The organism is Psychrobacillus sp. FSL H8-0487 (assembly GCF_038008385.1).
Taxonomy (GTDB): domain Bacteria; phylum Bacillota; class Bacilli; order Bacillales_A; family Planococcaceae; genus Psychrobacillus; species Psychrobacillus psychrotolerans.
The window spans coordinates 51,697-65,979 of record NZ_JBBOZA010000002.1 but is presented as its reverse complement, the minus strand read 5'-3'; the positions used below and the strand labels follow the sequence as shown (position 1 = coordinate 65,979).

Annotated in this window: 16 protein-coding genes; 12 read left to right on the top strand and 4 right to left on the bottom strand. The window is 31.8% G+C overall.

The window, feature by feature from the left end; translation table 11 throughout:
* Nucleotides 1–41: 41 nt before the first annotated feature.
* The gene (locus MHI47_RS19885; protein WP_340832213.1) at nucleotides 42–1,307 is read right to left on the bottom strand and encodes a S1 family peptidase; all 1,266 of its coding nucleotides are present in this window, start codon (nucleotides 1,305–1,307) and stop codon (nucleotides 42–44) included.
* Nucleotides 1,308–1,832: 525 nt separating this feature from the next.
* On the opposite strand from MHI47_RS19885, the gene MHI47_RS19880 reads away from it, so the two are divergent.
* From MHI47_RS19880 to MHI47_RS19840, 9 genes are all read left to right on the top strand, one after another.
* Entirely contained in the window at nucleotides 1,833–2,030 is a 198-nt protein-coding gene (locus tag MHI47_RS19880) for a hypothetical protein (RefSeq protein ID WP_340832211.1), read from the top strand.
* Between the two features lie 102 nt (nucleotides 2,031–2,132).
* Entirely contained in the window at nucleotides 2,133–3,047 is a 915-nt protein-coding gene (locus tag MHI47_RS19875) for a hypothetical protein (RefSeq protein WP_340832210.1), read from the top strand.
* The gene (locus MHI47_RS19870) at nucleotides 3,047–3,265 is read left to right on the top strand and encodes a hypothetical protein (protein ID WP_340832209.1); all 219 of its coding nucleotides are present in this window, start codon (nucleotides 3,047–3,049) and stop codon (nucleotides 3,263–3,265) included. The genes MHI47_RS19875 and MHI47_RS19870 overlap by 1 nt, the downstream gene beginning before the upstream one ends.
* 78 nt (nucleotides 3,266–3,343) lie before the next feature.
* Entirely contained in the window at nucleotides 3,344–4,408 is a 1,065-nt protein-coding gene (locus MHI47_RS19865; protein WP_340832208.1) for a DUF6094 domain-containing protein, read from the top strand.
* A 17-nt stretch (nucleotides 4,409–4,425) separates the two neighbouring features.
* Nucleotides 4,426–4,626, top strand: coding sequence for a hypothetical protein (locus MHI47_RS19860; RefSeq protein WP_340832207.1), 201 nt, complete (start codon nucleotides 4,426–4,428; stop codon nucleotides 4,624–4,626).
* Nucleotides 4,627–4,738: 112 nt separating this feature from the next.
* Nucleotides 4,739–7,897, top strand: a complete 3,159-nt coding sequence (locus MHI47_RS19855) for an SNF2-related protein (RefSeq protein ID WP_340832205.1) — start codon at nucleotides 4,739–4,741, stop codon at nucleotides 7,895–7,897.
* A 78-nt stretch (nucleotides 7,898–7,975) separates the two neighbouring features.
* A complete protein-coding gene (locus tag MHI47_RS19850; protein WP_340832203.1) occupies nucleotides 7,976–8,362 on the top strand; it encodes a hypothetical protein in 387 nt (128 codons plus the stop codon).
* Nucleotides 8,356–8,736 carry a hypothetical protein gene (locus tag MHI47_RS19845; RefSeq protein ID WP_340832202.1) on the top strand — a complete coding sequence of 127 codons (381 nt, stop codon included), beginning with the start codon at nucleotides 8,356–8,358 and terminating at the stop codon, nucleotides 8,734–8,736. Before MHI47_RS19850 ends, MHI47_RS19845 begins: the two co-directional genes overlap by 7 nt.
* A 22-nt stretch (nucleotides 8,737–8,758) precedes the next feature.
* Nucleotides 8,759–9,319: a hypothetical protein gene (locus MHI47_RS19840; RefSeq protein WP_340832200.1), complete on the top strand. Its 561-nt coding sequence runs from the start codon at nucleotides 8,759–8,761 to the stop codon at nucleotides 9,317–9,319.
* Nucleotides 9,320–9,413: 94 nt separating this feature from the next.
* Here the strand turns inward: MHI47_RS19840 and MHI47_RS19835 are convergent, their stop codons facing one another.
* From MHI47_RS19835 to MHI47_RS19825, 3 genes are read right to left on the bottom strand one after another with little or no spacing between them, the layout of a single operon-like run.
* Nucleotides 9,414–10,028, bottom strand: coding sequence for a hypothetical protein (locus MHI47_RS19835; RefSeq protein ID WP_340832198.1), 615 nt, complete (start codon nucleotides 10,026–10,028; stop codon nucleotides 9,414–9,416).
* Nucleotides 10,028–10,312: a hypothetical protein gene (locus MHI47_RS19830; protein ID WP_340832196.1), complete on the bottom strand. Its 285-nt coding sequence runs from the start codon at nucleotides 10,310–10,312 to the stop codon at nucleotides 10,028–10,030. The genes MHI47_RS19835 and MHI47_RS19830 overlap by 1 nt, the downstream gene beginning before the upstream one ends.
* Before the next feature lie 18 nt (nucleotides 10,313–10,330).
* Entirely contained in the window at nucleotides 10,331–10,534 is a 204-nt protein-coding gene (locus tag MHI47_RS19825) for a hypothetical protein (protein WP_340832194.1), read from the bottom strand.
* A 612-nt stretch (nucleotides 10,535–11,146) separates the two neighbouring features.
* Between MHI47_RS19825 and MHI47_RS19820 the strand changes: the two genes are divergently transcribed.
* From MHI47_RS19820 to MHI47_RS19810, 3 genes are all read left to right on the top strand, one after another.
* Complete coding sequence (locus tag MHI47_RS19820; protein WP_340832192.1) at nucleotides 11,147–12,217, top strand: DUF2325 domain-containing protein; 1,071 nt, start codon at nucleotides 11,147–11,149, stop codon at nucleotides 12,215–12,217.
* A gap of 363 nt (nucleotides 12,218–12,580) precedes the next feature.
* A complete protein-coding gene (locus tag MHI47_RS19815) occupies nucleotides 12,581–13,354 on the top strand; it encodes a hypothetical protein (protein ID WP_340832191.1) in 774 nt (257 codons plus the stop codon).
* Nucleotides 13,344–14,273, top strand: coding sequence for a hypothetical protein (locus MHI47_RS19810; RefSeq protein WP_340832189.1), 930 nt, complete (start codon nucleotides 13,344–13,346; stop codon nucleotides 14,271–14,273). Before MHI47_RS19815 ends, MHI47_RS19810 begins: the two co-directional genes overlap by 11 nt.
* Nucleotides 14,274–14,283 lie beyond the last annotated feature (10 nt).

Sequence of the window (14,283 nt, the reverse complement as noted above, 5' to 3'; positions counted from 1 at the left end):
CTCTGTAGATCTCTGAAGAGGATAGATGATTTTTATTGGATTTAATTAATAATTTTATATCCAGTATTTGAAGTATATAAAGTCAGACCGTACTTTGAAGCAGCCTCTACCCAAGGGGTGAAAAACACTGAATTACTAACAGTAACTTTTGTTAAATTTACTGGTGATGTAATGGTGCCATCAGTATACCCACCAACCACAACACCTATAAGTTGATAATTGCTATTAATTACTGCCCCTCCACTATCTCCTTGACCAGACATCCAACCCTGATTAGGATCTTTTTTTACTTCTATTACTATTCCAAATTCCTTGTCTATATATCTAGCAGTAGCAACCTTACCACATGTATAGCCTGTGGTAGCGCCAGTTTTACATGCAACAGAATTTAAGGGATACAGTGATGACTGTCCAACTAACTTTTTATCATATGCTGCATCACTACTTAAAGGATTTTGATAAAAGCCATTAGTTGCAGTTCTCCCGCCAGTATAGGTGTTTAAATCAATTGTAACTAAGCCGAGGTCGTAACCAGCATCCCTAAAATCGTGTGTAGAAGTACCAACCAATGCATTATATTGATACACAAGACCACCATTATAACAATGTCCTGCTGTTATTAAGAAATACCTGGAATCCTTTTTGGCAACTCCTGCAGTAGAGCAATAATTTTTATTGCCAACTTCTATTGCTAAACCTGCACCTAATTGATTCCAGTTCTCCCATCTTTTTTTGCTAAATTCAGTTATATTCTTATGTTCTTTTTTAAATTTAATATTCTTGCCAAACCTATTTATTAATAACTTTTTCTGTTCGTCAGTTATTTTTTCAGTTATAACTTCAATCTTAGCTTCTTCAATCAATAAAGAAGAATTTGCAACTACTCCTAAAGCATTTAATTGATTATGTAGTTCATCTTGTATTTCAGCTAATTCTTTGTAATTTTTTTCTACATATTCTACTTTAACTTTAATTCCGCTAGATTTTAAGTTAAGAGACTTTGCAACTGCCTTATCAACTTTTTTCCCTATTTCTGTATTTTTTAAATTAATATCACGTTGGATAATTATTTCAGTACCATCCTCGCTGAAATAAATGTAGCCATCCTGTTGAATTTGTTCTAAAGATAAACCTTCTTGTTCATATAAATTCATGATTGAACCCAAAATTTGTTGTTGGTTTTTACTTTCTTCCATAAGTTTTTCTTCGAAATCAGGTTCTGCCATTTTACCATTTGCATTTACAGTTCCAACTGCAAATAGAAAGAAAAACATTGTAATTAAAAGAGTTGAGAATAGATTTTTCATTTTATTCCTCCTATATTATTGAATTAAATTATAATTATAATTCAATAATATAGAATTTACTATAATTTTAAAATTTAATGAAAATAAAATTTATTAATAGCATCCTAATGGAAATAATAAAATGAACGTTCGTTTAAGGAGAATTCCTAACGGGATTCTCTTTTTTTTTGCTAAAGTATGTGCTAAACTTACTGTAGTTATTTAATCTTTGAAAGTCCTTATTTTCCCACTCTTTTAGGGTGAGCAGAAAACAAAAGGATATTACGTCTTGCTCCATTAGTTTCCCTACCTTTTTTTGGTATGAGCAGAAACACAAATGTGATAAAAAATTAACCTAATGAAATAATCCAAACTCCTATCTATTTTTGTCTTTTTAAGACACTAATTCTAGGAGTTTTTTTATTTTATCCCCAAACCCTATACGTAGCGTTATTCAAAAAGCCTGTATCTCAGTGTATTTATACACTCGTGCTACAGGCTTTTTTTATATAAACAATCCAAAAAATCTTAGGAGGTCATACACACATGTATGAACATTACGTAACACTTTATTTACAAGAAGATAGCTATATTTCTACTAAAGTACTTACAACGAAAGAAGTTCCTCAATTTATTGAGAAGCATAAAAGTTTCCACACCATACTAGTATGTGATCCGAAAAATCGTACTCAAACTAGTTACGAATATGGAATTATCAAAAATTTTAATAAGAGTTATATCTAAAGGAACGAGTTCTCTCTATATAATGTCAACTGACTTCTATAGAGCAGGCTCTTCCTTTTTTATTTACCCAATCCAAAAAATATGAGAAGGAGTGTTGTTAATATGGAATCTTTATTTGATTTCGATTTTGAACCTGTTGTTATTTCTGATGAAGAAGTAGAGGAAATGTGGAGTTTACTTCAATTGGAAATGAAGAAAGAAGGTAATTATTTTACAGAAAGAAAGTTTATCGAAAAATTAGGTCTTCAAAAGTATCAGGAATCCTTTGTAAAAAAAGGATACATGACTTTACGGCATGACCAATACAGTGCGGTTCGTTCTCATTTGATTTACCATACACTCGACGAGATTCTAGACGAATTCGAAGAAAAAGTGGAACGTTTTTTAGAAAATCCTAGCAGTGACTATAGAGGCTCAGCTAGTTTTCTATTAGAGCTACCATGTGATATGGCACCAACAATTGATGAATCTCAAAAAATTAAAGGGGAAGCTTATGAATTAATGAAACCTTTTTCCAAACGAATTGCAATAGAGCTAGGTGTGGACTACTATACAAAAAATATTTTAACCAGTGATTATAAAATGAACTGTTTTAGTGATAAGGCATATAAAACGCATTTTCTACCGTTCTTTTATGACCTGGTTATCCCTATTACTGACTACGATGAAATGTATGATTTGTTAAAAAATCACTCGTTTGTTGTTGGAAGAAATGATCACTTTATGTATGGAACAACGCCCTATTTAAAAGTTGAAAAACCAATGTTTTCTGACTTAGATATTGCAGTATTATGCCAAACCACTGACAAAAAGATAATTAACCATATTTTGCGACGGGTTGGCAAGTCGATGGGTGGAAGAAGTAATATTAATGACAACAATTTTAGTGGTCTTTTATTTGCCCCAACTTTCTCTTATCAAGATTATGTAAACTCGCTAACTATGGACGATTCTGTAAAGATTTTTGATGATATAGAACGTTTAAATCGTCTACATGGGAAGAAGGAGGTAGCTTAATGCTAATTCAATACGAATTAGCTTTAGAGACTTCTGACTGGGGAGAGGCTAATTATAATCCTATGGTAAGAGCGTGGGGATTAAAAAAAGACCGTAAAGCTAAATGTAAGAGTTGTGTGAACTTTAATGAAGAACAATGTATTTATCGTTGTCCTTTCAGTCATTCAGCCGATTACAGAGCTTGTCTAAGATATAAATCTAAAAGGAGGAAAAAGTAATGTTCCGTAAAATAAAGGGAGTAGAATCAATTCAATGTGAATTGTATATAAAAAAAGTTAGAAAAGTAGGTGTTATTCGTGGCTAGACTTCAATCCGAAGCTAAAGGTGGTTTTTATATTACACCACCTGAAGAAATGGAACATATTTTAAAAGTTTTAAACGTAAATAACGCTTCTAAATTAAATGGAATCACGCTGATTGATCCATGTGCTGGAGAAGGCGATGTACTAAACCAGATGGCCAGTTATTTCTCTCCAAGTATTCCAGTAACTACTTACGGTATCGAGTTGGAAAAAGGTCGAGCAAAAATGGCTGAAAATCAACTAGATCATGTAATTGCAGCTGGCTATGAAGAAGTAAGAATGAGCCACGAAGCATTTTCTTTAATGTATCTGAATCCACCATTTGCAAATGCAGGAAATCAAAGGTTAGAAGAATTGTTTTTAGATGATTTAACTTCTGATTATCTCCCTGCAGATGGATTATTAATTTTTAATATTCCTCAATATGTCTTGAGAAATGTAAGCAAAATACTAGCAAGTCGCTTTGTAGATATTCGAGTATTACGTTTTAGTGACGAGAATAAAAACTACGATAGATTTCGCCAAGTGATTGTCTTTGCAAGACGTAGAAAAAAGGGATTGCGGTCTGACCAAGAACGTTTGTATCAAGAACGTATGGAAAAAGAGCTTTACAACTACTCTTTCTTAGGAAAAGATGCTCTAACTCCACTTGATCAGATAGAAAAATTAGGATTTCAATACGATATAACTACAGCACCTAAGACGGTTCAATTATTCAAAAGTTTAAAAGTAGAGCCCGAAGATATTATTCGTTCTTCTCAAACGATTAATCACTTTGGAAAAGTAATGCAAAAAATGAGTTCACTTGAAATCACATCAACGACAAAAAATATTCGCCCGGCTTTACCATTAAAAACAACACATATAGCAGCTGCAATTAGTGCAGGAGCTTTACCTGAAACAATGGGTAGCCATTTGTTGGTAGGGATAACAAAACGTGAACAAGAAGAACGTAAGGGGCTTCATCCAAAAACAGGGAAAGAACAAACGATAACAACGTTTAGACCAAAATCTATCGTTCGGGTATTTTCTGACAAGGGTATTTTCAATCTAAAATAATAGAGGGAGAATTATAAATGAAAAATAATAAAAACGAAAAATTTCTTTTAGCGATTTGTTTATCAGTAATCGTTTTAATGATGTTATTTCTTACTTTAAGAATGGGATTTAATATTGGGGGTAGCATAGGACAATTCGTTATTCTACTGTCTGCGACATTAATTATCGTAATTCTAATAGCTATGACAATAGCATACTTTATCATTTTTAAAAGATAGTAATATGAATCTAAAATTAATTTAATAGTGAAGGAGGGACGTCCTCTTTGCATGAACATTTTTATGCGAAGGGGATTACCCCTTTGCTATGTTCATGTAATGGACGAATACAATGAAAAAAATAAGAGTGATAGAAGATGGAAAGAATTTTGAGGTTTACTTAAAGTTTGCATTAACTGAAGATTCAACCCTAATTGGTTGTGCATATGCGGGTAGCTTTTCTTCAGCCCGAGCAGTTCATGCGGCAATGTATAGCAATCAGGAGTTCCAAATTATTGATGAGCAAGGAAATATACTCAAAAGAGTAAAGCCTAATGGAGATTATCGTCGAGTAGAAACAATAGATGATAAAGTAACTCACCATACGTTACTACCACGCTCAACTACTGATGAAGATTATCAAAAAGATTTATTAGAAATGGTTAAGAATAAAAGAGACATCTATCCTGAACGTGTAATACTTGCACCAAAAGGAAATGTTACGGAGGTTGCAGGACAATTCTTAGCAGAAACATTTGGACTGCCGAGAACACATCAATGGGTAGTACAATATTTAAATATTCTAGGTTTTGATAAGTTTAAAAAAGTAGATGTTTTAACTACTGATTTGGCTGGTGATTGGCAACAATTAAAAGCAGTAAAACTAATCGGAATGAAAGAAATAGAAATATTAAATATCATTGAGGATGCAATCAAAAAAGGATTATTAAACACTCGTTCCACTTCCTTAATGGGAGAAGGAACTTTTGAAGAAGATATGACTACTGAAGAATATCTTCGTCAAAATGCAGAGATATTCGCTAAGAAATTAGATGCTACTATGAAACCTTTAACCGACGGTAGTTTTATTTCACCATTTGTTGGAGAATTAACAAGACTACCAGTACCGTCACAGGCGAAAGCTAGTATGGCGTCGTTAGAGGTGTTAAAGAAGAAAAAAGGAGTATTTATGGTTGGTGATATGGGAATCGGTAAAACGATTGTTGCATTAACTTCTGTTTATACACAAATGCGGATTCGTGAAGAATCGGGAGCAAAAGATGGTATGCGAGTATTGATTATTGCACCATCCAATGTTGTACCTAAATGGGCAAATTCCGAGATATATAAGACGATTAAACGCTATAAATACACAACTCGTATCATAAAGAATTCAAATGAAGCTTTACGATATGTAGATGAAGTGAAAAAAGGACAAACTGTCCCAAAAGGAACAATTGAGTTTGTTTTAATTGGTACAGATCGTATGAAATTAGCAGCTGATGGTTGGGTACTAGGAGCAAATTGGGATAGCCAAGATAAAGTATGGCGTTCTCCAAATACATGGAAACCACTTTTAAAACCAAACCAAACGAAGATGCAAAGGGAAGAAGATTTAGTAGCTGGTTGGAGTGATGTTGTTGAAAAACCTGCAAAACCTCCAACACCTATGGAAATCGAAGAAGCTCGTAAAAGTGGGACACTACTTCCAAATGGATTACCAAAAGCGTATATAAAATCATGGAAACCTGATATTCGTAATTTCCAAGAAGATTATAAGGGTAAAAAAAATCGTTCTCTAGCAAGACCTGGACGAAAAGAATGGGCTGAAACAAATAAAAAAGCTCGTTGGATGATTGCACAAATTTTTCAACGTAAGCTAAAAAATCACTTTCACATGGGTATCATTGATGAGGTTCATCAAATGAAAGCTAGTGATAGTGGTAGGGGCCTAGCGTTACACAAAATTATGAAGTCTTGTCGTAAATTAATGTTCCTTACAGGTACTTTAACTAATGGGGCAAGTACAAGTATCAAATCATTATTGTGGCGATGTTTTCCTAATGAATTATTAGCAACTGGTATCACATACGATACTTCAGCCGAACAATGGGCGAGTAGATATGGGGTATTAGAGAAAATTGTTACAAGAGCAGATGGGGACAGCGTAGTTGGTGTAAGTACAAATCGTAAAAAGGATCGCGTAGAAGTTAAAGAAAAGCCTGGTATTTCTCCTAAATTAATTTCTGACTTTTTACTTGATAAAAGTATTTTTGTAGAGTTATCGGATTTAGGTGTACCACTTGTTAGACTGGAAGAAATTCCAAAGGTTATCACTTTAGACGACGATCACTATGACGAATATAAAAAGTTACACACCAATTTATATAACTCTGCATTAAACTTCCAAAAGGAAATTGGTTCAGCAGCGTGGTCGCATTTTAATCCGACTACAATTAACTATGCAGATCAACCACATTTTGGGGCAGATGTTAAATATCACAAATATAACGAATTTGGTCAAAAAGAATTGCTCGGTAATGTAACCGCACCCGCTTTTCCTAGTAGCTATTATACGAACAAGGAACGGGAGATTTTAAAAGATATTGAGAGCGAAATAAGACAAAAAAGACGTTGTATTGTTTTCACACATTATTCTGGTGGATATCAAACAAATGAACGTTTAAAAAGAATTATTAAAGATAGAGGAATCGTTTGTGAAATCATGAATGACAAAGTCAGCACCGATGACCGATTTGATTGGTTGGATAAACAAGCACAAGCTGGTACAGAAGTTTTAATCATGAATATGAAATTAGTTGAGGTTGGGTTAGATTTAATGGAATTTCCAACTATTATGTTTTATCAGCTAAATGACGATATTAATGTTTTGAGACAAGCGAGCAGAAGATCTTGGCGTCTTGGTCAACCTAAAGTTTGTAAGGTTATATATTATATAGCCGATAAAACAACTCAAATGGTTCAATTCCAACGATTAATGAGTAGACGTGTAGCAGCAATGATTGTGGAAGGACGTATTGAACGCTCTGATGCACTTGTTAAATATGCCGATACTGCATCTACTGGAATGGTGGCAGATTTATCTAAAACATTATCTTCTGTAGAACTTACTAATGCTTGGGTTTCGGCTTCAGAAAAAGACTTGGATCAAAACTTAGAATTAGTAACTGAAGAAGAATTTCAGTCACGAATCAAAGAAGCGTTCCAACGATTGACTGCCAAAACTGTAGAAATTAGTGGGTATCAGCCGAATGTAGATGTTGAGTTTGATTTTGACGCCCTTGAAAAAGTATTAGGAAATATAGAGCAACCAAAATCATCTATGGAAAATGAAGATATCCCTCTCATTGAAACATCTGAGAAGGAAAAGCACATTTCAAAAGATGAAATAGAAGAGCTTCGCCAAATTAAAAAAATAAAAAGTAAGCAAGAAAACGAGCCAGTACCAACGACTTTCGAACAGTTGGACTTGTTTGCAGACTTAGCTTAATTCAAAGAGGAATCCTTATTTACTGGGGGTTCCTCTTTTTTGTTTTCAATCCAAAAAAAAAATTAAAGGAGAATCATTATGATTTTACAAAATATAAATGCTGAGGAAATTGAAGATAATTTTGTTGTTACAGAGAAGAATTATGAAAGTGCGTTATATCTGTTCTTATTGGGGTTTAAGCAATCTGATTACAATACAGAATGTTTTTCTTCTAGAGAAGTTAGTCGTTATTTAGCTATACAGGAAGCCACTGATTATATGATACAAAACATTATTGATGAAGGTTATTGTCCTTATCAACTAATAAAATCGGTGGAAGAAAAGCTAGAAATGGATCTTGGGATTTATCCAAGGCCAGGGCTAAAAAAACAAATAGATTCGCATTTTCGTATTGTCGTGAATGGAAATATTATGCGGTTTGGTTATATGTACTATCGTACAATCAAGGAGGAATATATATGTTGAACTATGTCGGAAACGCTTCATTAAATGCTGGAGATAAAATAGAAGTTTACTATAGCGGGAAGAAAAAGGTATTATCTATCAGACAACTTAATGTAGAAAACGAGCATTTTAATAGAATCGTGGCATATTCAGAATATATTCACATTGAAAATGCGGTTTTTGTTTATCGTGGAGACCGTAAGATTATACGAGGTACATTTGCTGGTTCCATTCCTGTTTTTCCTAGTAACGATCATATGGTTCTTCTGGATGATAATAAGTTTTATGATCTTCAAGGTCACGAAGTAGAAGGAGCTAATTATTGTGTTTGTTATTTAGACATGGTGTTAGCAGAAGGGAAAATCTACCGCAAAGAAAAAAGGGAAGTTATTTAAAAAGAGAAAGGGGAAAATACGAATGAATATTATGAAGAATATTTTGAAAAGAAATTTAGGAAGTGCTTTTACTTTAAATGCTTTGTTTTACTTAACAATAATTTGGGGAGGTATAGTGGCAATTACCTTAGTTTCTACTATTTTCTTAAATGATATTGTTAAAATCGAAAAAGTAGAAGATATGTATTACACACAAATGTTACCAATCACAGCATTTATTGTTGCTATATTTTTAGCGTACTTTACTTTTGTGGTGTCGCAAAATGCAGTGAATTATCAAAATCATAAGGTATATGGTTCGTATGTACCTTCAAGGAATTTTGATGAAGAAATAAGAAAGATAGAGCTTAATAAAGGTCATAGTCTTGAAAGATATGCTGTTCCGTATACCACAAATATTAAATATGCAAGAAGATTAATAAAAGATATGATTAAAGAGGGTTATATTCCAAATACAGAATATGATTACAAAGAAGATTCCTATAAATATTCAGTATCAAAGGATGATATTCTCATATCAGGTAGAACTGCTAGTGAAGAAATGGCTATCTGTATTATGTATGTAGAGTTATTTGAAAAGTAGTATAAAAGGGATTAAGCATCTATAATGCTTAATCCCTTTTTGTTGTAGTTATATTCATTTCGTTATTTAACAAGTAATTTTATCCTTATACAATCTACTTAATGGTTTTGCTCTCATAGAAACGTACCATTTCCTCAAAAAGTACAGAAAAACCTGTACTTAATTGGCTCGTATCAACTTCTTTATAGATTTCCTTAATAGATGATAAACAAGGTTCGATTTCATTTGAGGTTAGTAAGTGAGCTGCATATAAAATTACCTGTAGGTCACTTCCTAAAGTTTTAACAAACTTAGTCTGTTCAAATCTATTTTTTGAATCTGTTTTTATTTTAATATCCGTACCAGGTACCCTAGAGTGTTCTAATATTATTAATTCAAATTGCCAAATGAACGGAAACAAATCAAAAACAACCATATCAATAGTAGGGTGCTGATGTAAGGCAGGAATAGAGTGTATATAAGCTGATAGAACTTCTCGTGAACTTCTCATTGATATATTAGAAAAACTCTTTAATTGAGTCAAAAATGCCCTTAAATGACGATTGCTTAAAAAGTATGAAGGTAAGTAGATTTCTTGCTCTTTTATAGTAACTTCTACAAGTTGGTCCATTTCACAAATACCGCAAAATGCCTTCTCTTCATAATAATTTATAAGTTGTGGTAAATAATCTAATCCACATTGAGAACAAGTTATCTTATATCCAGTCATTATTTAATCCTTTGAGGTTTTCCTTTTACTGGTTCCTCAATTATTTCAGGATCACTTATATATATTCCTCTACTAATATACCAATCCTGCAAACCTTCAAAATCATCAGGTCCATAAATATAAATGATATTTTGTATTTCCTCATCCGATAAATCATATTCAATAGATCTTACAATAGCTTCAATTATGGTAAATCCATTTCCGATGTAAATCCGATTTTCATTAGTTTCCGAACGGAAGGCAGCTACCATGATTAGGTATTTATATTTTTCATTTGTAGACATTTTAACATCTCCAATCTATTACTGAGGGAAGGATAGGAAGTTTATAATTTCATCAAAGTATAATTCTTCATCCTCAGTTATTTCCATTTCATTTTGTTTTTTAAATAAAATTAATGCAGCCGATGACTTAGCTTGGGGCAACATATATGAGTTGTGAATAATTAAATTTTGAATTCTTTTTAACTTATCTTCTGTTTGGATATTTTTTTCTGTGACAGGCATTTTTTTGCTCCTTTTAATTTATCTATTTTGAAAAGCTTTCATCTAATTTATCAAGACACTGAGAACAAAGTGCAAGACCAATTTTTTTATCCCTAGAATCCGCTAGTTTTGAAACGGCCTCGTTTCCACAAACATCACAAACCATATCTTTGGACTGTTTTAATTCCAACACCTTTGTCACACCCTTCACTTTTTTACTAAGTTTATCTTAGCAAAAAGAAAGTATGTTACGAGTGACAATAATTTATTTCATTATAGATTGACACATAAAATGTGTCAATTTTTATATTACTCTAATAAAATTAAGATAAACACATTTATTGTCACTTCTGAAAAACAAAAAATCCTTACAATTAAAGAAAAGGGGTTGGTTTGTTTGAATTGTCCAAAATGTCGATTCGGAATTATGGAGTATATCGGTAAATCAAGTCTTGGTTTATTTCAGGAATCTCTACAAGAAAACAGCAAAAGTCATAATATTAATATCCCTATCGAGGTTTATGTATGCTCTTTTGAAGATTGCTCACATATAGAAATTGAAGGGAAAGGCAAGGTATTGAGTAAAGTTAAAGATACTATACGAAGAGAAACTTTAACTAAGGAGGAATCAATATGATTGTAGAGTTAAAAAAAGAAATGGTCCAAATTATTAAGTGTATAGATGAAAATAATGTTAATGACTCATTATTTATATTATCTAAGCAAATAAATCTAGTTGAATCATTATTTGAATATAAAGAGATTAAGAATGAACATAAAATATTAGGAACTTCATCTTATCTTTCCAAACAAGTTAGTCAAAATAAACCTACACAAACTACTTCATTTCCTTCAGATATCGAGAAGGTGAAAATCAATAAAAGGGATAATATGTACCGTTTTGAACGCAAAGTCAGAGGTGGCTTTATCCCTGAAATTGAAGCATTTGTACCCGAAGGTATAGTAAGGAAATTAGGATTAATTAATGGGGATTTAGTTTTTGCCGAAAAAAAAGAAGATATTGGACCTAACCATTATCAATATACAGTCGCTGAAAAAATAGGTAGTGATGATAGTAATGAACGTAGTCAATTTAATCTTTGTCCAGTCGAAAAAGATGGGGATTTATGGGTAGTAACACGTTCTCAAGAGACGGATGACTTAATTAAATTAGACAATGTACCTTATAGAGTTTTATTAAACCACCAAGATATTAAAGACCTTGATTTACAAAAAGGTGATTTAGTAGATATAGCTTTTTTAAATAATAATCCCCATAACGTAAAAATCTTATGGAAGCACAATATTGAAGAAATAGTTCAACAAAAGGATTTAGAGAGTAAAAATAATATTACAAAGAAAAAGAAACTAACTCCTAAAGTTGTTCAGCCAATAACCAAATCACTAGAAGGTCAAAGAATTCTCATTATCGGAAATGAACCTCACAAAAATTTATACAAATCGGAGATCGAGGCTAGAGGTGGAGAATTACTTTGGGCTGATGCAAAAGAAAACAGCCAAAGGCTAAGAAGTCTTGTGAAAAAATCGGACCAAGTTATTTATCTATTAAAAGTAAGTGGGCATATAGGTATGAAGCAAGTGAAGAAGTTCTGTAAACAATATAATGTGCCCTTTGAGAACATTTGGGATGTAGCAGCATCCAAAATTATAGAATTTGGGGAAAAAAATATGGATAAAATTTAATATCAAGTCTGTAAACTGCTAATAATTAAGTAAAGGTTGCCAGCTCTTATTATAGTTATGAGGATACTATTTTAATGCTAGATTCTAGGATAAAACTATCTATTAAACATTCATTAATATAGACTTAGACTAATAAAAATAAAAAAAAACCCCACATAATTTCACTTAATCATCGGAGTTTGGCGACGCCTGTTTGATTAATGTAAAATTTCTAGTTAAGGTTTCTCGTTGCTTTCATATAAAATCTATAGGGTAAATATAGCATAGACATATATGTATAGCAAACAGAAACCTTCTTATTTTTTCATACATAAACCGACAAAAATTACGGTATATGTGGGGTGAAAAAGGAGGTTTTTATTTATGGGAACGGATTTTAAGGTGTTACTTGGAAAACAAAATAAAAACGAAATACAGTTGCCAATTTTATATTTTGTAGCAGTAAATCAATGGATAGAAATTATAGGCGATACAGCATTTCTTTCCTGGTTAAAGTTATATACATGGACTAAACAAGAAGATACTTTTTATAATTCTAAAGAATTTACCGATTTGTATACATTAACTTATTCATTTTCAGTCATAGCTAAAAAACTGGGTATAGCAAACGAAACATTACAGAATAAGGTTTTAATTCCTTTATGGAACGTTGGTTTAATAGACATTATCGAAAAAGACAACACACAAAAGTTGAACGATAAGGAAGTATTGATTATCGTTTACCGTTATCCTAAAAATAAATTAGAAAATTCGTTTAAACCAATAGAAATATTTAGAAATTACGAAAAAGATTATACAAAAAATAATCGAGTATTCCATCAAAGTAAAATTACAAAACCAGTACCAGATATTAAAGATTATGAAGGAAAATATATTTTAAATGTTTTAGAAAAACACAAAACTAGATTAGCAAATGACCAAATAGATATAAGAGTAATATTGGATTTATGGACCGTTGAAAGAAATAGTATAGAAGGTTTATTAGAATCAGAGTTCGCAAATATGATTGATGATGTATTAAAATACACTAAAGATAAAATAGGTAGTAAGGGTTCTGTAAAAGGATTTTTTACTGTTGTTCTTCAGAATTTTAAAGCTAGAAAGAATAAGGACGGTGAACAAAATCATGACGGGTAATGTAAAAAGGTTCACCAAAAGTAAGGGATATGAATCTATTGATCGGAGTATGTTGCAGGATGAAGATAATCTTAGTTTAGAAGCTATAGGTTTACTTTCTAACTTAGTTTCCTATCCCGATAATTGGGTTCTTCACAAGACAGAACTCTATAAAAGATTCGCAAAATCTAAACGAAATAAAGTCGAAAGTGCTTGGAATAATCTTGTGGAAGAAAAGTATATAGTCCAGCTAAGAAAAAGAAACGGCAAGAAATACGATTATTTATATTACTTTGCTACTGAAAGATTTTCAGATGAAGAAATACGGGAAATATCTAAACAAGAACAAGCCGATATTTGGGACGGAAAAATAAGTAAGAACACAATAGAGAAAGTGAAAGAAGAACAGTCATTTCCCGAAAATATTTGGAATGCTGATTTTCAACAGTCCAATTTGGACAGTTCAAAACCAACAGATAATAAATATACTATTAATAAATTAACTAATAATAAATTAGATACGAAAGATACTAAAATAAAAGATGAAATATTTAAACAAGCATACATAAATAATAAAGAAAAAATACCAAAGAGATTAGCAGAAACTTTAAGTGCTTTAACTAACAGTAATATTGAACTGGATCAACACTATAGAATTATCTTAATAGCTAAATCTCTCATTGAAAAAAATCTAGGGTTCCCTTTATTTTTTGAGGAGGATGATATATTACTAAATGTTGTGATACAGGGGTATGCAAATGCAGTACGTAAAATAGAAAAAGGTTATCCTGAAAACAAAAACATTCAAAACAAAGATGGCTATATTTTCACTTCAGTAATGAATCAATTACAAAATTTAATAAAAGAAAGATTTCCTTATAAAAATCTAGAAACAAAACATGCAATGCAAACGGCATTTATAAGTTTTCTAAATAATTAAAAATTAATAA

Bases quoted from the DNA above. Each gene is read 5' to 3' on its own strand.
- MHI47_RS19885 (WP_340832213.1), bottom strand. From the start codon at position 1,307: ATGAAAAATCTATTCTCAACTCTTTTAATTACAATGTTTTTCTTTCTA.
- MHI47_RS19825 (WP_340832194.1), bottom strand. From the start codon at position 10,534: ATGCCTGTCACAGAAAAAAATATCCAAACAGAAGATAAGTTAAAAAGA.
- MHI47_RS19815 (WP_340832191.1), top strand. From the start codon at position 12,581: ATGGGAACGGATTTTAAGGTGTTACTTGGAAAACAAAATAAAAACGAA.
- MHI47_RS19875 (WP_340832210.1), top strand. From the start codon at position 2,133: ATGGAATCTTTATTTGATTTCGATTTTGAACCTGTTGTTATTTCTGAT.
- MHI47_RS19820 (WP_340832192.1), top strand. From the start codon at position 11,147: ATGATTGTAGAGTTAAAAAAAGAAATGGTCCAAATTATTAAGTGTATA.
- MHI47_RS19830 (WP_340832196.1), bottom strand. From the start codon at position 10,312: ATGTCTACAAATGAAAAATATAAATACCTAATCATGGTAGCTGCCTTC.
- MHI47_RS19870 (WP_340832209.1), top strand. From the start codon at position 3,047: ATGCTAATTCAATACGAATTAGCTTTAGAGACTTCTGACTGGGGAGAG.
- MHI47_RS19835 (WP_340832198.1), bottom strand. From the start codon at position 10,028: ATGACTGGATATAAGATAACTTGTTCTCAATGTGGATTAGATTATTTA.
- MHI47_RS19840 (WP_340832200.1), top strand. From the start codon at position 8,759: ATGAATATTATGAAGAATATTTTGAAAAGAAATTTAGGAAGTGCTTTT.
- MHI47_RS19845 (WP_340832202.1), top strand. From the start codon at position 8,356: ATGTTGAACTATGTCGGAAACGCTTCATTAAATGCTGGAGATAAAATA.
- MHI47_RS19855 (WP_340832205.1), top strand. From the start codon at position 4,739: ATGAAAAAAATAAGAGTGATAGAAGATGGAAAGAATTTTGAGGTTTAC.
- MHI47_RS19810 (WP_340832189.1), top strand. From the start codon at position 13,344: ATGACGGGTAATGTAAAAAGGTTCACCAAAAGTAAGGGATATGAATCT.
- MHI47_RS19850 (WP_340832203.1), top strand. From the start codon at position 7,976: ATGATTTTACAAAATATAAATGCTGAGGAAATTGAAGATAATTTTGTT.
- MHI47_RS19860 (WP_340832207.1), top strand. From the start codon at position 4,426: ATGAAAAATAATAAAAACGAAAAATTTCTTTTAGCGATTTGTTTATCA.
- MHI47_RS19880 (WP_340832211.1), top strand. From the start codon at position 1,833: ATGTATGAACATTACGTAACACTTTATTTACAAGAAGATAGCTATATT.